This window comes from Paenibacillus sp. J22P277 (assembly GCF_059383675.1).
In genome coordinates, this window is sequence record NZ_JBXENS010000015.1 from 19,377 (window position 1) to 41,988 (window position 22,612).

A 22,612-nucleotide genomic window follows, 5' to 3' on the forward strand; every position below is an offset into this window, starting at 1 on the left:
CCTCCTAAATGTTTCTTGCCTATACTATGAATGGTTCCGCGCATCTTATTCGGACAAATGGGTCAAACGGTAAAATCCGACGCAAACCGCGCTTTCATGCGAATGAGGCGTCGTGTCGAATCCGTGATTTGAGCCGAGGCCGATCTGCGAATGCCAGGAATCCATATCACCAATCCATTGGCGTCGACAACGATCGGCAGTACCTCGCGGCGCGAGGGAGCAACACGATCATCAACGAACATATCTTGTACTTTTTTGGTGCCGTTTAAACCAAGCACCGCCATACGGTCGCCGGGCCGCCGGTTTCGTATCGTGAGCGGGTAATGAATCGCGTCGGCGTCGAACAGCGCCTCCAGCCGGTTTCCCGGACCTTGCGCAGCCGATGCCGCCATCGCTTCGAACGTCAAAATCCCTTCCGCTTCGGGCAGCAGCAAGGAAGTCGTTCCTTCCGCCGCTTCGTAAGCGTATCCGTCCGAAGGTCTCTCTTCCCCCGAGGAACGGACAAAAAGCAAATTGTCGTACTCGCGCACGAACCGGATGCCGCCGCCTGCATCGAAGCTCCACGTCGTGGCTGCGCTCTCGAGGGCTGCAAGCCGTATCGTTTCTATGCTTTCGAATGAAGTGGTTTCCGTTTCCAAGCCAATATAACTCAATATTAGTTTAATCAATCTCCTTTGTAAAGCGACGTGCAGACCGAGCAGCGCTTTGCGGTTCAATTGGCATCCTTCGCGGTAAGGCAGCACATGGCGTTCGTAAACCGCCTTCGTTTCTTGCGCGAGCCAGTCGTCCTCGGCCGCCGCAAGCTCCGCCAATCGGACGAGCGACTGCGGGAATTGCGGGTTATGCGCCGACAGGTACGGCAGGATATCCAACCGGACAACGTTGCGAAAATAATGCTTATGCCCGTTGCTGCTATCATGACTGTACGGGACGGCCCACAAATCGCAGTAGCGCAGGATGTCTGCCTTGTATTTACGCAAAAGCGGCCGAATAAGTTCCACGTTTTTTTCGAATCTCGAAATCGGGATGCCGGCCAGTCCGCCAAGACCGGTCCCGCGCATGATTCGCATGAGGACCGTCTCCGCTTGATCGTCGGCATGGTGGGCGAGCGCGATGCGCGACGCTCCGTATGTATGGGCAACGCCATGAAGGTAGGCATAGCGCTTCTCGCGGGAAGCGGCCTGGCCGTTCATGCGCGATTCTTCTATATAAGCAGGCATGTCGATAAAGGTAGATTCGCAGGGAACGCCGAGCATGGCGGCGTACTGCCTGACCGTCTCCGCTTCCCGCGCGGATTCCTCGCCGCGGAATCCATGGTCGACATGGGCGGCGACCAGCGTCAGTCGTTCGGGAACCGAGAGACGGTGGAGCAGATGCAGCAGCGCCATGGAATCCGGTCCGCCGGAGACGGCGACGACCAGCGTGTCGCCCGACGACCAAAGCCTCTCTTCCCTGGCAAGTTCCGTCAACTCGCTCAGCCATTCGTCCACTTCTTTCATTCCTTCCCGCAGTACCGGTTCGCTAGAGTATCGGTAATCTATTGAATTCGCACTGCCGAAGCAATCGCGAGTTCTCTCTCGTTAGAGCCCCGAGCGCAGCAGCCAATATACCGTCGTCGCGAGGACCGCTGCCGAGAGCGCGAACAAGCCCTTCATCCAACGCGGCGCCGGCGCGCCGGCATGGCCGCGCTCGCGGTTCGGCCGGTGCATCCATTGCTGCCAGGAGGCAGCCGCTTCGCGCGCGTTGCGGAATTCGCCGTACAAGGCCTTGCGAAGCCAGCCGCTGAGCGGCTTCAACTGCGGGCTCGTCGCCGCGAGCTTCGCCAGCTCCTCCTGCGTCCGCGTCTGCGGCAGCAATCCGGCCGACAGCTGCGCCAGCCTGCGCCCTTCGTAAAGCTGAACGCAAAGAACGGCGAACGAGAACAGGTCATAGCCCGCATCCGCCGTGCGCGATCCGGCATTCCAATAACCGCGGTCGTAGATCTCCGTAAACTGCCGGACGCCTTTACCGAACGCCGTGGCGCCGCCGTAATCGACGAGCTCGGGGCGGCCGTAGTCTTCGACGATGACGTTCTCCACCTTAAGATCGCCGAACGCCCAGCCCGCTTCATGCAGCTCCGCCAGCTTGCCGAGCAGATGGAAGCCGACCACGGGTAGCCATTCTTTGCCTTGGCGCTCGAGATAGTCTCCTAACGTCATCCCTTTGATATAGCGCATGACATAGAACGGATAGTCCTTCCCATCCGCGGCCTGATAATCGTCCACATCGACCAGAAACGCGCCGGACTTGGAGCCCAGCCTGCGTTTCTGCCCGGCTATCGCCTGCAGCACGTTGACCTCTGACTGCAGGTCTACCGCATCGGCGCCGAGCTTGAGGGCATACAAATACCGCTGCCGCTCCACCAAGAACACCTTGCCGTTGGCGCCTTCGCCGAGCGGCTTCTCGACCCGGTACGCGCCCTGCTTCCATTTGCCCCGAATCAGCGTGCCGCGCGGCAGGCTCCAATCAAACGACGTAGTCACTCATCATCCCGTCCGTTTCATCATTCTTCCTATTACCATAATCGGCTTTCCGGTAAAAATCAATGACATGCAAAATCGCCGGACCCGTCGGCGTCGTGCCGCGCATCTGCAGACGCGGAAAGATCGCGTTCACGCCGCCGATATCCGCCGTCCAATCCAGATCCATTCTGCAGTCTTCGCCGTATGCCGATCCGGGAAAATGAAACACCGAAAGCTCGCTGCCGCCCTGCCGCGAGCGCAAGCTGAGCGCCAGATCGCGGATCGCTTCCTCGACCGCTTGGAGCTTCGGCTTCATGCTGGCGCTGGCATCGATCAGCAAGGCCACCCGAAGCTCGCTCGTCTCGCTGAGCTCGTCGATGACGCGCACGACTTCGCCGCGCTTCTCCGGCGGAAGCTCTTCGATCGAAGAGGCGCCGAGCACCTGCTTCAGCTCTCGGTGCACGGCATGCTGAATCGTTTGCACGACGGTTTTGCGCGTGAGCATTTGAACCGTCTGGGATAGCTGGCGCGTATGGGAAAGCCGGCTCAAGCCGCCGCCGGCCTTGGCGATTTCCTCGATCTCCGTCGTGCCGAATTCGACCAGATCGCCTTGATCGACGATACCGACCACGTTGACCGTAATCCCGGCGGCATACGCCTGCGCGGCCGCGACTACCGGACTGACGCCGACATTGGAGCATCCGTCCGTCACTAATAGAATCTGCCTCATTGTACATTCCCCCAAAAGCTTGAGATTAAAACGCTTGGCAGCTGTTGCTGGCTAGCACTCGTTCTATCAGCATTGCCATAAATAGAAGAGGCTAATCCTGCTCTCGGGGTACACGGCACAAGAAGCCTGCCGCGGGCCGGCAGGCTTCTTGCGATTCTCTCGATTCTATGAGGCGGATCGGACGACCCCGATATCATTGGTCCCGCAAAATGGCCGGCACGCGCTCCGGCGGCCGGGAACCGGGCGTTCGTTTGCGCTGCCGGGCAATGAACATTCGCTTCGGCTGACCGGATTCGGAGACGCGTTTGAACGGCTGAAGGTCAGGTGCTTGTTTGAGCGGGCGGAGACCGATTGATTCATCCGGACGCTTGCGATGGAGCGCATCGCGCCGCGTCGAGTCGTCAGGAGCCGCTCTCTGTCGTTGACGTTCGAGCGTCGCCCGAGCGGGCTGCGGGATGTCAGGCGCCGCTCTCTGTCGTTGACGTTCGAGCGTCGTTCGAGCGGGCTGCGGGATGTCGGGTGCTTGGCCGAATCGCCGCAGCTCGACTACCCGTTCTCGCTCCTCCGCTTCAGGCGGCGGCGGCACCCGGAGCGCCCAATGTTCCCGCCCGGGCTGCCGGTCCTCCGGCATTCGTATGCGCGTCCGCCTCCGCTGCGCCTTGACTCCGCGCTCCTCCGCCGCTTCGTTCCATCCGTTCAACGCTGCCGTGCCTCTATTTAAAAATGCGCCTCGCATCAATTTATATCCATTCATCTCAGCTCACCGTCCTCGGACGCTCGACCGTGGTTCTACCAGGCCAGCGGAATGTCGCCCACTCGGGCTGATGCTTGTCCACTCTTGCGACGACAACCGTCATATCATCCACAATGTCGCCTTTGTGGTACCGTACTACCGTATCGAGAAGCGCGTCCGCAATCTCCTGCGGGTTGTCGGTCTTGATCTCTTGGATGACCCGTTTCATCCACATCTCCTTGTTCACGGCATGTCCCGGCGCATCGTAGATGCCGTCGGTCATCATGATGAGCGTGTCTCCCGGCTGCAATTGTACGCGAATCAGATCTATGTCAATGTCCTGCAATATCCCTACCGGCAAATTGTTGGCCGAGACCGGAATCACTTCGTTCCCGCGCTTGATGAAGCTGGGCGTTGATCCGATTTTCAAGAAGGTCGTCTTCGCCGAATACATGTCGATCAGCGCTACGTCGACCGTTGCGAATACTTCGTCCGAGGACCGAAGCAGGAGCACGGAATTGACCGATTTGATGGCCAGCTTCTCGTCCATGCCGGACTGCAGCAATTGCTGCAGGATCGTCAGCGCCGCGCTGCTTTCCTGCTTCGCCCGCTCGCCGTTGCCCATGCCGTCGCTGATGGCCACGGCAAACTTGCCGTTGCCCAGCTCGACCGTGCTGAAGCTGTCTCCCGACAGCAAATCCCCGCCTTTGGCCAGCCCGGCCACGCCGGTATCCACCTCGAACGCCTTGGCGGTGCCGAAGACGACCAGCGCGGCGCTGCCGTCTTTCTCCGGCAGCTTCTCCGACATGACGGCGATCGGCTCGCCCAGAATATCGGAGAGGAGCGGCGCAATGATTTTGCGGCACTCGTCATAACCTTGCCCGAAGGTGTGGTACACCTCGATTTCAACATTCCCCTCCTCCAAATTAATGACTTCGATGCCCTGTATCGATAAACCGAGCCCTTCCAGCGCTTCTCGGATTTGTTCTTCCTGCAAGTGCAGCTGCTGCCCTTCCCTCTGAATTTCCCTCGCCAGGTCTTCCATGACCTGCGAGACGCCGGACAGCTGCTCCGCCACGAGCTGACGCGAGTCGTTCAGCTGCTTCCGCCATTGAAGATCATGCTGATACAATTCATGCTGCTGCTGCATCACCCCAAGCACCTGATGCGTCTTGTTGCAATGCACGCTCCATTCTCTCGGCACCTCCTTCGGCCCCATGCGGCGGCCTTCCTCCACGGTCGACATCATGCTCGTCATCATTCGGTACGTGTCATAAAATTTTCCCTCCCAACAGAGATCTTTTCGGTGGCAGCTGCTGCAAACCCGCTCCGCCGCCGCGTTCATGAAGTGACTGACCGTTTCTTCCCGCTTGTCCTTCTCGTCCGTGCTGCCGCCGAATTGCCCGAAGCTTCGGGACAACTGACGAAATACTTCCGAGAACTGCGTCACTCGCTGCGCCGTCACGTCCCGTACGCGCTTGGCGTACTCATGCTGGGATTTGACGTGTTCTTGCGTGCCGGGCACGTATTTGGAAATGATGCGCGTAATCGATTTGGGGGTGGCGATCAGCAATGCCGCCGCGATGACGGACTCCCACGTGGAAGCCATCACGTCCGTCTGGTTCCCCACGTAGATCGCGAGGATGGAGGAACCCAGCAGCATGCCGAAGGCGACGGCCATTTTGCCGCCTTCGCGGAGCAGGCCGGCCAGCATGCCCGCAAACGCGAGCAAGCTCATCTGAACGATCGCGTTGGCATCCGCCAAGCTTAGGATGAGGCCGGCCACGACGCCGACGGAAGCGCCGAGCGGCGCGCCGCCGACCAGGGCGAAGAGGAGCAGCATATAGCGCGACATGATGTGTTCGATGGATAACCCTTCTATGGTCCAGCCAACGGCTCCCGTCATAATGGAGGCCAGCATGATCATGAGGCAAATGATTTCTTCGTTCTTGAGCGAAGAGGTCTTCTTCGTGAACGTCAGCACGGGGAGGGCTTGTACGAAGACGAGGGTGAGCACGAAGCCGAGCGACGCCTCCACGCCGACCATCATCAGCTCGTACCAGCCGAGCGAGCTCTGCGTGACGACCCCGAACAGCCGCACGAGCAGCGTGGCCAGGAACACGAGCAGCGGCGAGTAGGAAAGCTCGGCCCTCTCGTATGCCTCCAGCCCGCGCAGCAATAAGTAGACGACCGCGAGCTCCATGGCGATCCACATCGGATCCGGCGAGACGGCGAACCAGCTGCCGGCGATGATCGTCGCGGCTACCGGCAGATGCAGATCCTTTCGCAGAAAGTAGATGACGGTAAAGTACGCGACGGCGAACGGGGTAAGCGATTCCAGAATGACGGCTCGTCCGAGGAGAAAGCCGACGGCCATGAGAATGAACGTCCATTTACGCGAGGCGACGATACCCGCGAGGCGAAGGGCCCCCGTGCGGGTCAACCCTTTATGAAGTGCCGATTGCACGAAGCTTGTTTTGCGCATGCCTGGAAACATCACGACTTTCGGTTTGGCTGCCATGGTGTGAAGCACCACCCTTTTCGGAATAATGTATCGCCATTATAGAGCCGGGCAAACGAGAAAGTTTGTCAGAAAGCGTTGTCAGCGCCAAAGTTTTTTCCGACAATTTCGCCGCGGCGGGCGGCGGCGTGTCGCCGGACCGGCATCCTGCGGCGTTTCTGGGATACGGCGTGGGCTGCGGCGCTCCGCCGCGTAGGCTTTCAACAAAATGCGTGGCCGATTGTTGCGCGTCCGGTGACGATTCGCCGTCCGAACCTGTCGGGATAGCGTGAGAACAAGAGAAAAGTTTTTTCCGTGGGCGGGTATATTTATCAGGTGGGCTGCATAAAGAGGTCACAGCGGGAGAGGAAAATCAAAAAAGGCAGCGCCGGATGGGGCACTGCCTTCAAAGATGCTATGCAATTAAACGCGTTTCGCTCCGCGACCGCCGCGTTTGGATTCCGTGTTCTTCTTCAGGGAGGACATTCGTTCTTCGCTGTCTTTCAGGAAGCGCGACATTTTATCCTCGAAAGAAGGCTTGCCGTAAGCAGGTTTGCCGCCGCCGGCTTTATTAAATGGACGTCCGCCGCCACCGCCGCCTGGCCGATTGAAACCTCCGCCTCCGCCGCCGGGTCCGCGATCTCCGCCTCCGCCGCTCGGACGGTTGAAGCCGCCTGGGCGATCTCCGGTGCGCTCGCGCTGAGGAGGTGCAGAACCTTCTGGCCGGTCGATTGCTTGTTTGATGGAAAGCCCGATTTTCCCGTCTTTGTCCACGTTAATGACCTTCACTGTAACGACATCTTCCAGTTTCAGATGGTCTTTAACGTCCTTGACGTAGTTATCGGCAATCTCTGAGATGTGAACTAGCCCTGTGACACCTCCCGACAAATCGACGAATGCTCCGAAATGCGTAATGCCTGTCACCTTGCCTTCTAACTTGGCGCCCACTTCAATTGCCATAGGTAAAAATGTTCCTCCCTAACCGTTATGAGAAGCATCTCGCTTCGAAATCCGCGGCTCCAGCAGCTTCCGCGGGTGAAAAATGAGGTAAGCCAAGATGATGAACAGGCCGGCGCCGTCTTCGAACGGCAACCGCGAGCGTCACCCTGTGAAATATAAGCAATGTACAGCATTGCATGGATACGTTGTTATATTTCGAAAAATTGCGGTTACTTAAGCTAAGTATACCCGAACGGCAGAAGCAAGGCAACAGACGTATACCCGTTTTGCCGCCCGGCTACGGCCTCGGGACGACATCGATCTGTTTCTCGCCCTTCTTGACCATCCCGAATTCCTGCGTCGCCTTCAGTCCGATATACTCCGGATCGTTCAGCCGCTTGAGCTCGAGCTTCAAGTCCTCCGATTGCTTGGTCGCTTCGTTGACCTTCTGCTTCGCGGCTGCCAATTTCTGCTCCGCTTGGCCTTGATGGTGAAGCTGCGTAATGAATGTATAGAGCGCCCAGCCCATGAAAAGCGTGACGAACATAAACCAGAGCTTAAGCCTGCGTTTCGATCCCGCGCGATTCGCAGACGCTGCATTCGAGTTAGCGGCAGCCATTCATGGACCCCCTGACGTAAGTTTAATCATCTTCCTTCTTGGCGTCGTTGCGGTTCTTCCAGCGCTGCCAAAGCCCCTGCACGGCGCCCTTGCCCGCTTGAAACCGTTCCGCAACCCGCCACTTGGCGATAATCGGATATACCCGCTTCTTGCACCAGCGAAACACCGGCTTCCAAATCGGCTTCGTCATCCAGGAGAGCAGAAGCCAAAGCGGACGGAACAATTGTACCACAATTTTGAAGAGGAAAATAGTAAACGCCCGGAAAAAGGCCAAAACGAGCCTTGCCAGCCGGTACAGCAAAACGAGCGGTTTCACGATCAAAACCATGAAGGCTCTAATCGTGAACTTCGTGACGGCGCGAACGGTCTGAATGAGCAGCTGCACGACCCTTACGGTGATCTTGCTGAACAGCCAATAGTAGCAGCCGATGCCGAGCAGAAGCCCCAGGAACACATAGAACCGCACTTCTCCGTGATTGCTCGACGAAAGCACCTGAAACACCGCGATCGTCGCGGCGATCCAATACAGCAGATCGAAAATCGGCACCCATATGCGGCTGATCCGAAGCTCGTCCGATACGACGCGGTAGCCGTCGAAAACGATGCCCATCCCGATCCCAGAGAGAAGCATCGTCATCATGGTCCACCATTGCACGCTGAGGCTTACGCTCACTTGAAGATCTTCCCGAACAAGCCCTTGGACTTCGTGGCCGAATTGCCGTCCAAATACGTGAGCGAATGGACAAGCCCTTCTATGGCAACAAGCCCCTGCTCCAGGCTCAGATGCTTCATGTGCAGATTTTGCCCGCGGATCGCCAGGAAGCCAAGCTCCGTCTCCAGCAGAAACTCTTCCACGTCGAAGCTTTCCACGTTCATGACGCCGGTAATCTCAAGGATCTTGCGGTTAAGCATTTTGATTTCCTGGCGCTTCTGCGTTTTGTTCCCCTGCTCCATCACTGCCCCGTCCCCCTTCTACGAGCCTACTAGTAACTGAGACTAGCCTATGAGGGGCGGACAGGTTTTAGAACTGTTCCGAAGCGTGCCGGGGCCATGCGCGCATGAACGGCCGGATGCCCGCGCGCGACGCCCGGGGAACCGCGGATTTGCCCGCGCAAGCGATTCCGCGCAAACAAAAGACGGCCCCGTCCGGTGGTGCCGGATGAGGCCGCCTGCGCTTACTGCCAGTCGAGCTTATTGTCGGGCTGGCGCGATTCTTCCTTCAACAAAGTATACATCCCGCTCGCCTCGTCCTTCTTGGTCGTCTCCGCGATCCGCTCGACGCGGACGGTGACGATCTTCTGGCCGTATTGAATCTTGAGCTCGTCGCCGGCTTTGACGTCGCTGCTCGCTTTGGCTTCGCGGTCGTTAATCCAGACGCGCCCTTGATCGGAGACGTCCTTAGCGACGGTGCGCCGCTTGATCAGACGCGATACTTTGAGGAATTTATCCAGACGCATGCTTACTTGATGGCGTCTTTCAATTTGTTGCCGGCTTTGAACGCTGGTACCTTGGATTCCGCGATCGTGATCGGATTGCCCGTTTGCGGGTTGCGGCCCGTGCGGCCGGAACGTTTGCGCGTCTCGAACGTGCCAAAGCCGATCAGCTGCACTTTGTCTCCGCCGGCCAGGGCGTCCGTAACTTCACCGAGGAAGCCGTTCAGCACCGATTCCACATCGCGTTTGGTCAAGCCGCTCTTTGCTGCAATGTTGTTGATCAAATCCGTTTTGTTCATCGTAAAAATCCTCCTATTAATTCAAATATGGTTGTAGGCGGCGCGAAAGCCGCCAGTTAGCCTCGTTTCCTCAAAACGTACTATTCTGCTCGTTAGCAAAAAAATCCTGCCTGACTGGAAAATATTTTTGTGTTTTATGAGGAAATTAGCCGAATTTTGACGAATCTTTCTGGATTGCTAGGGAAGCCGCTTCGCTTCCTCCCAGTAACGATCCATCTCTATTAAATCAGTTTGGTCAAAGGAACGCCCGCTTATACGAAGCTGCTCCTCAATATATGAAAATCTCTTCTTGAATTTCCGGTTCGTGCGCGAGAGCGCCTCTTCCGGATCGGCATGGATGAATCTGGCGGCATTGACCGTCGCGAACAGCAGATCGCCAAGCTCCCCGGCTTGCTCCTCCGCATCCTTTGCCGCGATCGCTTCCCTCAGCTCGCCGAGCTCCTCTTGGATCTTGTCCAGCACCGGGCCGATCTCGTCCCAATCGAAACCGACCTTTGCCGCTTTCTTTTGAAGCTTGTAGGCTTTCATGAGCGCCGGCAGATCCGGCGGGATGCCGTCCAGCTGCGAAGCCCTCGAAGGATCGATGCCTTTGCGGCGCTTCTCCTCGGCTTTCATCTCTTCCCAATTCCGCAGCGCCTCCTGCGCGTCTCCCGCGGCCGAGTCGCCGAACACGTGCGGATGGCGGAACAGCAGCTTCTCGTTCAGCGTCTGAATGACGTCGTATACCGAGAACGTGCCGATCTCCTCCTCCATCTGGCTGTGCAGCATGACCTGCAGGATCACGTCGCCGAATTCCTCGCGCATGCCGTCGGGATCGTCGTTATCGAGCGCTTCGATCGCTTCGTACGTCTCCTCGATGAAATTCTTGCGGATGGACTGGTGCGTCTGCTCCATATCCCACGGACAGCCTTCCGGGCTGCGCAGGATGCCCACGATCTCGTGCAGCCGCTCGAAGCTGCGGTTACGCAGGCGCTCGTCCGTCGAACGCGGCAGCCAAATGAGCGACAGATTGCCGAAACCCGGCGTTCGGTCCAGCTCGTACAGGGGCACGGTCACGATCCGTTCCTCGCCGGGCACGCCCAGCGCATGGCCGATCGTGACGGGGTGGTCGTCCGGCAGCACCTCCATGAGCGTCAGCTTCACGTCCGATGCCGTGAACGTGTCGTATACCTGGCCAATGACGGTATGCAGCTCCGTGCGGATGAGGGAAGGCTTCAGATCGGCGGCGTCGAGCAGTTGAAAGCCTTCGATCGGATCGAAGCCGAGCCGCGTGAATGCTTGGTCCAGGAAGCTCTCGCCGCCCAGAATGGTTAAGGCGACGCCGTGCTCGGGGCAGCGCTCGCGGAGCAGCTGTACCGTGCGTTCCGCGACCATCGGATGGCCGGGCACGGCATAGACCAACGACTGCTTGGCCGCCGCTTCCTTAAGGAGCGCATCCGCGATGGCTTCGTAAACGTCGGGAAAGGAATCCAGCCGCTCGTAGAACGAGTCGAAGGACTGATACGTAAGCTGATGGTCGCTGAACAGCCGCATCATGGGATGCTTGTCCGTCCGCACGTAGCGGTGGGCGGCCTCCTGCAGCTTGCGCCACGCGCCGAGCGTGAGCTGATCGGCGTCGCCGGAGCCCAGTCCGACGACGGTAATGGTCGGTTGCATCGTTCGTTACCTCCTGGCAATGATTTCTCGCATAACTGGATTCATTATAGCACTCCGTTCCCGCGAACAGAAAAATCCACCCCGAGATCACGCTCGAGGTGGAGCCAGGCCGGCGAAAACGGCCTGGCGCGCAGCTTGAATTCATGCGCCGGGCGAATTCCGAATTGCGGGTTAATGCGATGGCCGAACCGGCGACCATGCACGCGCCACCGCGGAGGTTATGCGCTTGCCCCGTACTTTTGACCGGCACGTTATCATACTACGGTTTCGCCAGGAACTCGGCCGTGAAGGCTTTGGTCACGTCCTGCTTCTCCTTCAAGCCCTTGATCTCGATCAGTTGATCCTGCAGCTGGTTCCACCTGTCCGCCGTCATCGCTCCGATGCCGTTCGCCTTTGTCTCGCCGGTCAGAATGAATTCTTTCTCGTGCTCCGCTTCGTAATTCATCGCGTCCAAGGTCGCCTCCGGATTGTATGTCTTGATGAGCGGATTGACGGTCTCGTAATTGTCCAAATAGTAGCTCCAGCCCTTCTGGCTCGCTTGCACGACGGCCTTGACGACATCGGGGTGCTTCGCCAGGTAATCCTCCGTCGTGAACAGCACGTCGGCATAGTTGGCATAGCCGGAGTCGGCGACTTTCAGCAGGGATACGTCGACCCCTTGGTTGGCGAGCGCATACGGTTCGTTCGTAATATAGCCCTGGTTCAGCGATTTCTTGTCCTTGATGAAGTTGACCAGCTGGCCCGTGTAGGCCATCGGCTTCGCTTCCGTCAGGTTGAACTTGCTCTTGATGTACTCCCAATACAGCGTACCCGGCGTCACGTACACGGTTCGGTCCCCGATATCGGCGAAGCTCTTGATCTCATCGTCCGCATGGTGAATGAGCACTTGGGGCGAATATTGGAAGCCGGCCAGGATGCCGACGACCGGAATGCCCTGCTGCCTCGCGAGCAGGATGTCGTCCGCGTAGGAGATGCCGAAGTCGGCCTTCCCCGAAGCGACCAGCGTCATCGCGGAGATCTGCGGACCGCCGGGCGTAATCGTCATGCTCACGCCGGCGTCTCGATAATAATTTTGTTGGAGCGCGGCAAAATAACCCCCGTCCTCGCCTTTCGCGTACCAGCCTTCGATCAAGGTGACATCCGTCGGATCCGTGTTCGCCGGAGCTTCCGCGGCCGGCTCTTCCGTCGCAGTGGCGGTATTGGCCGGATCCGCGGTTGCCGCGTTCGCAGCCGGCCCGGCATTCGAGCCCGGATCGTTCTCCGCGTTCGTGCCGCAGCCCGCGAGCGCGAGCAGAATAAGCAGCATCGCGATTCCCGTGCCTGTTACATGTCTAAACATGGTATCCCTCCCGTGTGCCGATCCCATTCGGCTTCTATCGTTTATGCCGTCTCGGTCGATCCTTACGGCTTAATCGTAAGGGTTGGAGGAAGTATATGTAAATATAGTTGACACAAGTTTGGGGAAACAACGAAGAAGGATGTTTGTTTTTGTGCGCGATGACAATTTTTAATGCGATTCAAAGTGAAATAGGTCATATATGTCCCACTAACATGCCATGAATTTCCAATGGAAAAGGCTCTTCTTCCTTGGATTCCGGAAGAAGAGCCTCGATTCATCGCGCAGCGGCGGCCGGTTCAGGCGCCTTTGGGCAGCAGGCGCCAACGAATCAGGCGGGCGGCGAGCGCATCGCCGCCCGGCAGCGCGCGCAGCTCGCGCGCGCCGATGCCGCCGAAGCGCAGCGCGGCGGCGGCGAAGAGCGCTGCGCCGAGGGCGGTGCCCCCGAGCGCGAGCGCGGCCGCTGCCGCCCGCGGCGGCAGCGCAAGGCCGAGCAGCGGGGCCCCGCCGCGCTCGGCCAGGACGAGCACCGCGGCCATGACCGCGAGTGCGAGTCCCATGCCCGCGGCGCTGCGCGCGGGCACGACCGCGCCGGCGGCGCGGGCGACGGCGCCCGAGCCCAGCAGGGCGGCCGCCGTGAGCGCCGCGATGCCGGCGCAGGCGGCGCCGGCCGTGCCGAAGGCCGGCACCAGGGCGGCATTGAACGCCGCCTTCAACACGGCCGCGCCCAGCATGAGCAGGGCAGGGGTGCGCACCGCCCCCAGCCCTTGAAGCACGGCCGCGGTCAACGCGCCGACGGTGCCCGCGAGCGCCGTGCACCCGACCAGGGCGAACGTCCGCGAGCCGGCATCGTTCGCGTACAGCAGCATGTTAACGGGCTCGGCCAGCACCGCGAGCCCCAGAGACGCGGCTGCGCCGATGCCCCACGCGGCGCGCAGCACGAGGCCCGCCTGCAGCCGAACGGCCGCCGCGTCTCCGCGCGCGCGGGAGCCCGCAAGCGCGGGGACAAGCGCCCCGCCTATCGCGCCGGCCACCATGACGACCAGCTGCACGAGCGGCTGGCCGCGGCTGTACAAGCCGAAGAGCGTCATCGCCTCGTCCTGCCCCAAGCCGTTTCCCTGCAGCAGCCGGGGAACCGTGAACGCGTCCACGACGTTCAGCACCGGAATCGCCAGCGCCCCGAGCGTTACCGGCACAGCAAGCAGGGCAAGGCGCCGCATCAAGGCCGGCAAGCTCGCCCGTCCCTCAACGCGCCCCCTATCCGCGTTTGAATGCCTTTCCTCCCGCGCTTCATCCGCCTCTCCCGCTTCATCAAACTGCGCATGCCGCCCGGTTCCCAGCCCGGCTGCATATCCCTCGTCTGCCGAAACCCGCTTCTCCCGCAGCCAATACGCGACGATTACCGCCAACCCGGCAAGACCGCCGATCGCGGAGCCCGCCGTCGCGCCGGCCGCAAGCCGGGCATCGGACCAGCCGAGCTGCCAGCCCGCGAGCAGCAGCGCCAGCATGCCGGCCACGCGCACGGTTTGCTCGGACAGCTGCGAGACCGCCGACGGCAGCATCCGCCCAAGTCCCTGGTAATAGCCGCGGAACGCCGCCATCGCCGGGGCGACCCAGAACGCGAGCGCGGACGCCTTGACCGCGTTCGCCGCCGCTTCGTCGCCCAGCCACGAGGCGATTCGGTGCGACCCGGTCCATAAAAGCAGGAAGCCGATCGCCCCGCCCGCGGACAACAGCCACACGCTCGCCGTCAGGACGCGCTCCGAGCCGTCCCGGTCGCCTGCAGCCTCGCGCTCGGCCACGATCAGCGACACCGCGACGGGAAAGCCCGCCGTCACCATGACAAGCAGCAGCTGATACAGGGGATAGACGGCATTATAGATGCCGAATACGCGATCGCCCGCCAAGTTCTGCAGCGGAATCTTCTGCAGCGTGCCGAGCGTCTTGCTGAGCAGCATCGCGACGCCCATGAGCGCGGCGCCCTGCATGAAGCGCGGGCCTTTTCCCCCGGTCGCGCCAACGTCTTTATACCTTCCGGACGGATGCCCCGCCTCGTCGGGCAGGCGGCCGGCTTCCTCCCCGGCGCCGAACTCCTCCGGAGGCCGTTCGTTTATTTCAAGCGTTTCGGAAACATCCGACGATGTCCCGCGACGCCGATCTTGTTCTTGCTTTTGCCTCAAACGTCCGCACCTGCCTGTCTCTTCTCCTGCCCCCCATTATACCCCAAACGCGGGCGGGCCGGCGCGGCGAAGCAAAAAAGCTCCCCCGAAGGTCGTATCCCTCCAAGGAAGCTTGTCCCGTGCTATTGCTCCATTTGTTTGGCGAGGAACCCGGCAGCGGTCTCCGCCATTTTCGTTTCCATTTGCGACATTTTGACCGCTTCGTCCTTGCTCAGCAGCACAACCGTCCCGATCGGATCCCCGCCGGCCACGATCGGCGCCGCCACGAACGAGCTGAAGTTTTCGCCGATGTCCTTGACGACCTCGAACGACCCCCCGCTGGACTCCACGACCGTTTTGCGGTTTTCCATGCAGCCCTCCAGCATGGCGCCGATCTGCTTCTCCAAGTAATCCTTCTTCGGCGCGCCCGCGACGGCGATGATGTTGTCGCGGTCCGTGATGAGCGTGATGTGGTTGGTGCTCTCCGAGAGGGACTCCGCGTATTCCTTCGCGAAATCGCCGAGCTCGCCGATCGGGGAATACTTCTTCAGGATGACTTCGCCGTCGCGATCGACGAATATTTCCAGCGGGTCGCCCTCGCGTATCCTCAGCGTACGGCGGATCTCCTTGGGAATGACGACCCGGCCGAGATCATCGATGCGACGGACAATTCCAGTTGCTTTCATGTTCTAGTTGCCCCACTTTCCTTGGAAGGTTTTGAATTCGACTGGACGATTGTGATGCCGGCAATGCTTTATTATTCAAGAGGAGAGAATCCTTGAAAGAGGTGTTTAGCGAACTGACCATAGTATTCATCCCCTCCCATTTTCTTATGCATTCGGCCGACCCGGAAAGCCGTCCTTCGACGGTCGAAAAAACGGCTTTCGCGAAAGGCGCCGATGGCCATAAAAAAACCGCCGCTCATAGGCGAGCGGCGGGATGGCGAAAGAACATCAGGGTGACGACGAAACCGAGCACAGTCAACAAATGCGCTTTCCAGCGACCTGTATTTCCATTACGTTCCATGCGCAACGCTCCTCTTTCGCGGGATGATGAATCAATGCTTCAGCAGCGCCCCGAGCTCGCGCTTGAGCGACAGGAACGCCGGCAGCTCCCGGATCTCCTGCGTACGCTGCGCGGGCAGCTTTACGTCGAACGTCTTCAGGATCCGGCCGGGGTTGGCGCCCATGACGACGACCCGCCGGGAGAGGAAGATCGCCTCCTCGATATCATGGGTGATGAAGAGCACGGTCGTTTTCTCCTTCTCCCACACCTCGAGCAGCATCTCCTGCATCTCCAGCTTCGTCTGCGCGTCCAGCGCGCCGAACGGCTCATCCATGAGCAGCACCTTCGGCCGATTCGCCAGCGCCCGCGCGATCGCGACCCGCTGCTTCATGCCGCCGGACAGCTGCTTCGGATAGGCGTTCGCGAACTGCTCCAGCCGGATGACCTTCAGAAAATGGCTGCTGATCGCCCGGCGCTCCAGCGTGGAGACGCCTTTCAGCTTCGGGCCGTATTCGATGTTCTCGCGTACCGTCAGCCATGGGAACAGGGTATAGCCCTGGAACACCATGCCCCGTTCGGCGCCGGGTCCGACGACCTCTTCCCCGTCCAGCCGCACGCTGCCCTCCGTCAGGTCATCCAAGCCGGCCACGATCCGCAGGAGCGTCGACTTTCCGCAGCCGGACGGCCCGACGATCGTCACGAACTCATTGGCGCCGATGGTCAGATCGATGCCGGATAGCGCCTCGAAGCGGCTTTTCTTGGAGGCGTACACCTTCCCCAAGCCCGCGATGACGATTTCGCCTTGCCGGTCCGCTTCGGCAGTCGCTAATCCGGTCGAATCGGCGGCTTTCTCTTCATATAAAGCTAAAGCTTCCTGTTTCTGGGCAGCTTCCATGGCGCTCACGCTCCGTTCGTTCTCCCTTGGCGGGAGTTGCTTGTCAACGATTCAATTTGCCTAAGGCGCCTTACGCCCAAGGGAATAATCTGCGGTTCAGGAAAGCGAAGATCCGATCGCTGATCAGCCCCAGCAGTCCGATGACGATGATGCCGACGAAGATCTGATCCGTGTTCAGGAAGCGCTGCGCCTTCATGATGGCATACCCGAGGCCGCTGTTGACCGCGACGAGCTCCGCCACGACGAGATACGTCCAAGCCCACCCGAGAATGAGGCGGAGCGTGTTCATTAATTGCGGCTGAATCGCCGGAATGAGCACCGTCTCGATCGCTTTCCAACGGCCCGCGCCCAGCGTGAACGAAGCCTGGAGCAGATCGGCCGAGACGCGGCGCGTATTGTCGGCCACCATCAGCACGAGCTGGAAGAAGCAGCCGAGGAAGATGAGCAGGATTTTCGCCCATTCCCCGATTCCCGCCCACACCATGATGAGCGGAATGAACGCCACGGCCGGCATGTAGCGGATAAATTCCATCGGCGGCTCCACGAAGGCTTCCCCGTACTTGAACGTGCCGGCGAAGATTCCGAGCGGGATGCCGACGATGCAGGCCAGGATGAAGCCCGCCGATACCCGGAACACGCTGATGCCGATGTGATGCCAATATTCGCCGGTGCCGAGCAGCTTGATCATCTCCGTCAGCACCTTATCCGGCGTCGGCAGGAAGACGGGATTCACCGCCTTCGCGTAGCTCAAGACCGACCAGACGATCAGCAGCAGCAGGAAGGAGAAGCCGGCCGTGAAAGCAAACGGCCTCCCGCCGATATCCTTGAAGATTTGAAACGTATGGGGTTTCCGGCGTTTGGTCGCGTTCATCGGCGATCACTCCTTGGCGGCTTTTTCTACGAAGCTCGAATCGAACAAGGCATCGAAGTCTTTGATCTCGTCCACCATGTCCAGCTTTTGCAGGAAATCGGCGGTCGTCTTGGCGGTATAGGCGAGCGACGTGTATTCGTCGCGCTTGCCGAACGCGTTTACGTTGTCTTCCGGCGTGAACAGCTTGATGCTGGAGAGGCCGAGCTTGAAGTCCTCCGGCGACGTCTCGGCCTTCTTCGCCATCAGCTCGATCGCTTCGTCTTGATGGGATTGGAAGTAATCGAGGGCGTCGAACCAGGCATCGACGATCTTCTGAATATCGTCCGGTCGATTCTTCACGACGCTGTCGCGGAAGACGAGCAGATCCGGAATCAAGCCCGGCGTTTCCTTGGAGGAGAAGAGCACCTTGCCCTTGCCTTCTTTCACCGCCGTCGTCTGGAACGGCTCCCACAGCACGGATGCGTCCGTCTTGCCGGAGATGAAAGCAGGACCCGCGTCGTTGACCGTCATGTTCACATAGTTGACATCCTTCTCGCTCATGCCGTTCTCGGCGAGCGCCGTCAGCAGCAGCAGATGGTCGACGGTTCCGAGCTCCGTCGCCACGGTTTTTCCCTTCAGCTCCTTGATGGAGCCGATGCTCGTCTTGCTGACGATGGCATCGCCGCCGAAGGAGTTGTCGTTGACGAGGACGGCCTTCAGGCCGATGCCTTTGGATGCCGGCGCGAGCGTGTCGCTGAGCGTCTGGCTGTTCGCGTCCACCTTGCCGGTCGAGAGCGCCTGCAGGGAGTCGCTGTAGACGGGAAACCATTTGAGGTCGACGTTCACGCCATGCTTGTCGAAGAAGCCCTTTTCATCGACCAAGTACCAGAAAAACCAGCCCGGCCATGGGCTCAGCGCAATCGTAATGGGATCGTCCGAAGAAGCGCCCGAGGAAGCTTCCTTGGCGCCTCCGCAGCCCGCGAGCACCGTAAGCATGGCAATAAGCAGCAGCAGCGTAACCGATCGTTTCAACACTTTCATGTTCTCCCCACTCCCCATCTCTTTGTACTGGAATATCCGATTCGCCGGCCTTTGGATGAGCGCCGCATCGTTCCAGGTAAAAAAGAAAAAGCCTAAGGAGAGATCTCCCAGGCTTTTGTCCTTCCGTGTTATATGGAGCCGCGTTCCCCGCGAATACGGGACGCTGCGCCATACGCCGCCTCTTGGACCAGACTGACCGCGAACGGTCACGGAACCCTAGACAGCATGTTGTTCCCAAGTATGATGGCCGGGAACCGCTATGAAATTGTGAGCTAACCTTACATCTACCTGTATTGTAAAAGCATACCCTGCAATGTGTCAATACCAATGTGAGGTTTTATTACATTCGGTTGCGAAGCTAAACCGTTAAATACTGCCGGATGACCTCGTCGTTCAGGTCGGCCAGACCGCCTTCCCACGCCACGGCGCCCTTCTCCAGGATGTAAAAGTAATCGCCGACGCTCTTCACGAACTCCAGGCTTTGCTCCGCCAGCAGGATCGACGTCTTGCCGTCTGCCTTGATGGTGCGGATGACATCGCGAATATCCTCGACGATGGAGGGCTGGATCCCTTCGCAGGGCTCGTCGAGCAGCAGCAGATCGGGCTCGGACGCCAAAGCCCTCGCGAACGCGAGCTGCTGCTGCTGTCCGCCGCTGAGGTCGCCGCCCCTGCGGTCGTACATCGTCGGCAGCACCGGGAATTTCTCGATCGCCGCGTCCGGGATCACCCGCGTCTTCGCTCCGGATGCTTCGAGTCCGAGCAGCACGTTCTCGAACACGGTCAACTGGGCGAACACCTCCCGCCCCTGCGGCACGTAGCCGATGCCCTTCTTGGCCCGTTGCCCGGGCGCCCGCCTGGTCAGGTTGTCGCCCTTGTACGAGACGGTCCCCTTGCGCGCCTTCAATACGCCCATGATGCTCTTCATCAGCGTCGTCTTGCCGACGCCGTTGCGCCCGAGCAGGCAGACAACTTGACCCGGCCTGACCTGCAGCGTGACCCCGCGCAGAATCACGCTTTCCCCGTACCCCGCTTCAAGCTGTTGAACGGCTAGCATCGGCATCCCGCCTTTTCCCCAAATAGACTTCGGCTACCCGGTCGTCGCGCTGCACCTCGTCCATCGACCCTTCCTTCAGCAGCCTTCCTTCATGCATGACGGTGACGTATGTCGCGAAATTGCGAACGAACTCCATGTCGTGCTCCACGACGACGATGGACTGCTTCTTGCGGATCTCCTGCAGCAGCTCGCCGGTCTTCTCCGTCTCGTTGTCGGTCATTCCCGCCACCGGCTCGTCGAGCAGGAGAATCTCCGGCTCCTGCAGCAGCATCATGCCGATCTCCAGCCACTGCTTCTCGCCGTGCGACAGGCCCCCGGCCCGCCACTGCGCTTTATCCGCGAGGCCGACCATTTCCAGCTGCGCCGCGATGCGCTCGGCGTCTTCCTTGCGAAGCTTCGCGCGCATGGCGGCGAACACGCCCCGGTTCTGCTTCATCGCGATTTCGAAATTCTCATGCACCGTCAAGGACGCGAAGATCGACGGCGTCTGGAATTTCCGCCCGATCCCGAGCTCCGCGATCTGATGCTCCTTCTTGCGCGTAATGTCGACGCGCCCGCCTCCGAACAGCACCTTCCCGACCGCCGGCTTCGTCTTGCCGCAGATCACGTCCAACATGGTCGTTTTCCCTGCGCCGTTCGGCCCGATCAGGAACCGCAGCTCTCCTCGCGCCAGCGTCAAATTCATGCCCTGTACCGCCTTAAACCCGTCGAAATCGACGGTCACCTCGTCACACTGCAGGATAACGGACTCCGTCTGCTCCTTCATCGGCTGCCTTCCTCCTTCTGAGCCATTTGAATTGGCCGAACAACCCTGCCGCCCCCTTCGGAAGGAAGACGACGACGACGACGAACAACGCGCCCATGAACAGAATCCAAATATTCGGATACGATTCGCTGAAGCTGCTCTTGGCGTAATTGAGCAGCACCGCGCCGATCACGGCGCCCGCCAGCGTGCCGCGGCCGCCGATCGCGACCCACAGCACCATTTCGATCGAAGGGACGATGCCCATCATGGACGGGGAAATAATGCCGACATGCAGAACGAACAGCATGCCCGCGAGGCCGGCCAAGCCGGCGGAAAAGGCGAACGCGACCATCTGATAGATCGCCGGATTATAGCCGATGAACCGGGCACGGTTCTCGCCGTCGCGAATGGCCCGGAGCACCTTGCCGAACCGGCTCTTCACCAGGAACCGGCAGAGCAGGAACGCGCCGATCAGCAGCGCGACCGTCACCCAGTACAGCCACCGCTTCGTCTCGGGCGAGCCGAGCGAATAGCCGAACAGCTTACTGTAGCCCGTGAGTCCGTTGGTGCCGCCCGTGTAAGCTTGCTGTCCGATGAAAAGCGTGGTCGTGATGATGACGAGCGCCTGCGTCAGGATCGTGAAGTACACGCCCCGGATCCGGTTGCGGAACGTAAAGAAGCCGAGAATGAGCGCAAGCAGCGCAGGCACCAGAATGCCCGCCGCGATCGCGAACGGCAGCGATTCGAACGGCTTCCAGAACCACGGCAGCTTCGTCAAGCCGCTCCAATCCATGAAATCCGGCAGCTTGCCGCCGCTCGCGTCCATCTTCAGATACATCGCCATCGCATAGCCGCCGAGCCCGAAGAACACCCCGTGCCCCAAGCTGAGAATGCCGGTGTAGCCCCATATCAAGTCAAGCCCCAGCGCGACGATGGCATAGGCCAGAAATTTCGCCAGCAGGTTAAGCCGGAAATCGCTCAGCATGAGCGGGGCGCAGAAGAGCGCCGCCGCGGCCGCGGCATAGGCGGCAAGCAGCCACAGCCGCTGCGCCGATAGTTTACGAATAGGCATGTTGTCCTCCACCTTTCAGGGGCGCTCCCGGCCCCGGCCGAATCAGTTGTCCAGCGAGCGCGAGCGCATCGCCACGAAGCCGCTCGGCTTCCACTGCAGGAATGCGACGATGCACAGGAACACGAGAACCTTGCCGAGCGAGGCCGTCGTCCAATACTCGAAGAGCGTATTGGAAAGCCCGATGCCGAGCGCGCCGAACACGGTGCCGACCAGCTTCCCGACGCCGCCGAGCACGACCACCATGAACGCGTCGACGATGTAGTACGTCCCGATCGTCGGGCCGATCGGACCGATCAGCGTCAGCGCGCAGCCCGCAATGCCCGCGATGCCCGAGCCGATCGCGAACGTCGTCGCGTCCACCCTGCGCGTCGAGATGCCGAGGCAGGCGGCCATTTCGCGATTTTGCATGACCGCTCGCATCCGGCGGCCGGGATGACTGCGGTAAATGTACAGGTACATGACCAGCAAGCAGACGAGCACGAGCCCGATGATAAACAGCCGCTTATACGGAAACACGTTGTCGCCGACCGTCATGCCGCCATCCAGCCAGGCCGGGCTTTTCACCCCCACGTTCGGAGCGCCGAAGATGCTGCGCGCCAGCTGTTGGAGCATCAAGCCGACGCCCCATGTGGCAAGCAGACTGTCGAGCGGCCGGCCGTAGAGAAAGCGGATCAGGCCCATCTCCAGCACCAGGCCGAAGACGAACGCCACCGCGAAGCTGACCGGGATGGCCAGCGCGAAATACCAGCCGAACATCGAGGCGGGCATATAGTCGGCGAACAGATTCTGCACGACATAGGCGGTGTACGCCCCGATCATGATCAGCTCGCCGTGCGCCATGTTGATGACCTTCATAAGCCCGAACGTAATGGACAGTCCAAGCGCGATCAGCAGCAAAATCGAGCTGATGCTAAAGCCGTTGAACAGCTGAAGGATGATCACGTCCATAATTTCACTCCTTATGAAGAAATGAATGAGTTGCACTTAATTAACGGAATGGGTTTCTTCAGGGGAAATGAATGACGAAGGGAGCATCCGAAGCAAA

General features: G+C 60.0%; 22 protein-coding genes and 1 riboswitch. All 22 genes read right to left on the reverse strand.

The window, feature by feature from the left end:
* Positions 1-62: 62 nt before the first annotated feature.
* A complete protein-coding gene (gene tilS, locus AC50YL_RS34905; RefSeq protein WP_494837981.1) occupies positions 63-1,499 on the reverse strand; it encodes a tRNA lysidine(34) synthetase TilS in 1,437 nt (478 codons plus the stop codon).
* An 81-nt stretch (positions 1,500-1,580) separates the two neighbouring features.
* Positions 1,581-2,522, reverse strand: a complete 942-nt coding sequence (locus AC50YL_RS34910) for a serine/threonine protein kinase (RefSeq protein ID WP_494837982.1) — start codon at positions 2,520-2,522, stop codon at positions 1,581-1,583.
* Positions 2,506-3,231 (reverse strand): vWA domain-containing protein, encoded by a 726-nt coding sequence (locus AC50YL_RS34915; protein WP_494837983.1) that lies wholly within the window; start codon positions 3,229-3,231, stop codon positions 2,506-2,508. The genes AC50YL_RS34910 and AC50YL_RS34915 overlap by 17 nt, the downstream gene beginning before the upstream one ends.
* Positions 3,232-3,424: 193 nt before the next feature.
* The gene (locus tag AC50YL_RS34920; RefSeq protein WP_494837984.1) at positions 3,425-3,931 is read right to left on the reverse strand and encodes a hypothetical protein; all 507 of its coding nucleotides are present in this window, start codon (positions 3,929-3,931) and stop codon (positions 3,425-3,427) included.
* A 55-nt stretch (positions 3,932-3,986) separates the two neighbouring features.
* Complete coding sequence (gene spoIIE, locus AC50YL_RS34925) at positions 3,987-6,485, reverse strand: stage II sporulation protein E (protein WP_494837985.1); 2,499 nt, start codon at positions 6,483-6,485, stop codon at positions 3,987-3,989.
* Positions 6,486-6,887: 402 nt separating this feature from the next.
* Entirely contained in the window at positions 6,888-7,424 is a 537-nt protein-coding gene (locus AC50YL_RS34930) for a S1 domain-containing RNA-binding protein (RefSeq protein ID WP_494837986.1), read from the reverse strand.
* A 277-nt stretch (positions 7,425-7,701) separates the two neighbouring features.
* Entirely contained in the window at positions 7,702-8,022 is a 321-nt protein-coding gene (locus AC50YL_RS34935; RefSeq protein WP_494837987.1) for an FtsB family cell division protein, read from the reverse strand.
* 22 nt (positions 8,023-8,044) lie between these two features.
* Positions 8,045-8,695 carry a spore cortex biosynthesis protein YabQ gene (gene yabQ, locus AC50YL_RS34940; protein WP_494837988.1) on the reverse strand — a complete coding sequence of 217 codons (651 nt, stop codon included), beginning with the start codon at positions 8,693-8,695 and terminating at the stop codon, positions 8,045-8,047.
* Complete coding sequence (gene yabP, locus AC50YL_RS34945; RefSeq protein ID WP_494838039.1) at positions 8,692-8,976, reverse strand: sporulation protein YabP; 285 nt, start codon at positions 8,974-8,976, stop codon at positions 8,692-8,694. The genes yabQ and yabP overlap by 4 nt, the downstream gene beginning before the upstream one ends.
* Positions 8,977-9,197: 221 nt before the next feature.
* The gene (locus AC50YL_RS34950; protein WP_161747094.1) at positions 9,198-9,479 is read right to left on the reverse strand and encodes an RNA-binding S4 domain-containing protein; all 282 of its coding nucleotides are present in this window, start codon (positions 9,477-9,479) and stop codon (positions 9,198-9,200) included.
* 2 nt (positions 9,480-9,481) lie between these two features.
* Positions 9,482-9,754: an HU family DNA-binding protein gene (locus AC50YL_RS34955; protein WP_161747095.1), complete on the reverse strand. Its 273-nt coding sequence runs from the start codon at positions 9,752-9,754 to the stop codon at positions 9,482-9,484.
* A 177-nt stretch (positions 9,755-9,931) separates the two neighbouring features.
* On the reverse strand, positions 9,932-11,410 hold the full coding sequence (gene yabN, locus AC50YL_RS34960; RefSeq protein ID WP_494837989.1) for a bifunctional methyltransferase/pyrophosphohydrolase YabN: 1,479 nt from the start codon (positions 11,408-11,410) through the stop codon (positions 9,932-9,934).
* Positions 11,411-11,669: 259 nt separating this feature from the next.
* The gene (locus tag AC50YL_RS34965; RefSeq protein ID WP_494837990.1) at positions 11,670-12,749 is read right to left on the reverse strand and encodes an ABC transporter substrate-binding protein; all 1,080 of its coding nucleotides are present in this window, start codon (positions 12,747-12,749) and stop codon (positions 11,670-11,672) included.
* A 296-nt stretch (positions 12,750-13,045) separates the two neighbouring features.
* Positions 13,046-14,926 carry a putative polysaccharide biosynthesis protein gene (locus tag AC50YL_RS34970; RefSeq protein ID WP_494837991.1) on the reverse strand — a complete coding sequence of 627 codons (1,881 nt, stop codon included), beginning with the start codon at positions 14,924-14,926 and terminating at the stop codon, positions 13,046-13,048.
* 122 nt (positions 14,927-15,048) lie between these two features.
* Positions 15,049-15,591 carry a stage V sporulation protein T gene (gene spoVT, locus AC50YL_RS34975; RefSeq protein ID WP_494837992.1) on the reverse strand — a complete coding sequence of 181 codons (543 nt, stop codon included), beginning with the start codon at positions 15,589-15,591 and terminating at the stop codon, positions 15,049-15,051.
* A gap of 371 nt (positions 15,592-15,962) precedes the next feature.
* On the reverse strand, positions 15,963-16,814 hold the full coding sequence (locus AC50YL_RS34980; RefSeq protein ID WP_494837993.1) for an ABC transporter ATP-binding protein: 852 nt from the start codon (positions 16,812-16,814) through the stop codon (positions 15,963-15,965).
* A 61-nt stretch (positions 16,815-16,875) separates the two neighbouring features.
* Positions 16,876-17,676, reverse strand: coding sequence for an ABC transporter permease (locus AC50YL_RS34985; protein ID WP_161747099.1), 801 nt, complete (start codon positions 17,674-17,676; stop codon positions 16,876-16,878).
* Positions 17,677-17,682: 6 nt separating this feature from the next.
* The gene (locus AC50YL_RS34990; protein ID WP_494837994.1) at positions 17,683-18,696 is read right to left on the reverse strand and encodes an ABC transporter substrate-binding protein; all 1,014 of its coding nucleotides are present in this window, start codon (positions 18,694-18,696) and stop codon (positions 17,683-17,685) included.
* A gap of 102 nt (positions 18,697-18,798) precedes the next feature.
* Positions 18,799-18,927, reverse strand: a riboswitch (guanidine-I (ykkC/yxkD leader).
* A gap of 127 nt (positions 18,928-19,054) precedes the next feature.
* Positions 19,055-19,750, reverse strand: a complete 696-nt coding sequence (gene urtE / locus AC50YL_RS34995) for an urea ABC transporter ATP-binding subunit UrtE (protein WP_494837995.1) — start codon at positions 19,748-19,750, stop codon at positions 19,055-19,057.
* Positions 19,728-20,516, reverse strand: a complete 789-nt coding sequence (urtD, locus tag AC50YL_RS35000; RefSeq protein WP_494837996.1) for an urea ABC transporter ATP-binding protein UrtD — start codon at positions 20,514-20,516, stop codon at positions 19,728-19,730. The genes urtE and urtD overlap by 23 nt, the downstream gene beginning before the upstream one ends.
* Entirely contained in the window at positions 20,479-21,567 is a 1,089-nt protein-coding gene (gene urtC / locus AC50YL_RS35005) for an urea ABC transporter permease subunit UrtC (protein ID WP_494837997.1), read from the reverse strand. The genes urtD and urtC overlap by 38 nt, the downstream gene beginning before the upstream one ends.
* A 42-nt stretch (positions 21,568-21,609) precedes the next feature.
* The gene (urtB, locus tag AC50YL_RS35010; RefSeq protein WP_161747103.1) at positions 21,610-22,515 is read right to left on the reverse strand and encodes an urea ABC transporter permease subunit UrtB; all 906 of its coding nucleotides are present in this window, start codon (positions 22,513-22,515) and stop codon (positions 21,610-21,612) included.
* Positions 22,516-22,612 lie beyond the last annotated feature (97 nt).

Coding starts and splice junctions, on each gene's coding strand:
- tilS (WP_494837981.1), bottom strand. CDS start 1,499: ATGAAAGAAGTGGACGAATGGCTGAGCGAGTTGACGGAACTTGCCAGG.
- AC50YL_RS34915 (WP_494837983.1), bottom strand. CDS start 3,231: ATGAGGCAGATTCTATTAGTGACGGACGGATGCTCCAATGTCGGCGTC.
- spoIIE (WP_494837985.1), bottom strand. CDS start 6,485: ATGGCAGCCAAACCGAAAGTCGTGATGTTTCCAGGCATGCGCAAAACA.
- AC50YL_RS34930 (WP_494837986.1), bottom strand. CDS start 7,424: ATGGCAATTGAAGTGGGCGCCAAGTTAGAAGGCAAGGTGACAGGCATT.
- AC50YL_RS34935 (WP_494837987.1), bottom strand. CDS start 8,022: ATGGCTGCCGCTAACTCGAATGCAGCGTCTGCGAATCGCGCGGGATCG.
- yabP (WP_494838039.1), bottom strand. CDS start 8,976: ATGGAGCAGGGGAACAAAACGCAGAAGCGCCAGGAAATCAAAATGCTT.
- AC50YL_RS34950 (WP_161747094.1), bottom strand. CDS start 9,479: ATGCGTCTGGATAAATTCCTCAAAGTATCGCGTCTGATCAAGCGGCGC.
- AC50YL_RS34955 (WP_161747095.1), bottom strand. CDS start 9,754: ATGAACAAAACGGATTTGATCAACAACATTGCAGCAAAGAGCGGCTTG.
- yabN (WP_494837989.1), bottom strand. CDS start 11,410: ATGCAACCGACCATTACCGTCGTCGGACTGGGCTCCGGCGACGCCGAT.
- AC50YL_RS34965 (WP_494837990.1), bottom strand. CDS start 12,749: ATGTTTAGACATGTAACAGGCACGGGAATCGCGATGCTGCTTATTCTG.
- spoVT (WP_494837992.1), bottom strand. CDS start 15,591: ATGAAAGCAACTGGAATTGTCCGTCGCATCGATGATCTCGGCCGGGTC.
- AC50YL_RS34985 (WP_161747099.1), bottom strand. CDS start 17,676: ATGAACGCGACCAAACGCCGGAAACCCCATACGTTTCAAATCTTCAAG.
- AC50YL_RS34990 (WP_494837994.1), bottom strand. CDS start 18,696: ATGAAAGTGTTGAAACGATCGGTTACGCTGCTGCTGCTTATTGCCATG.
- urtE (WP_494837995.1), bottom strand. CDS start 19,750: ATGCTAGCCGTTCAACAGCTTGAAGCGGGGTACGGGGAAAGCGTGATT.
- urtD (WP_494837996.1), bottom strand. CDS start 20,516: ATGAAGGAGCAGACGGAGTCCGTTATCCTGCAGTGTGACGAGGTGACC.
- urtC (WP_494837997.1), bottom strand. CDS start 21,567: ATGCCTATTCGTAAACTATCGGCGCAGCGGCTGTGGCTGCTTGCCGCC.
- urtB (WP_161747103.1), bottom strand. CDS start 22,515: ATGGACGTGATCATCCTTCAGCTGTTCAACGGCTTTAGCATCAGCTCG.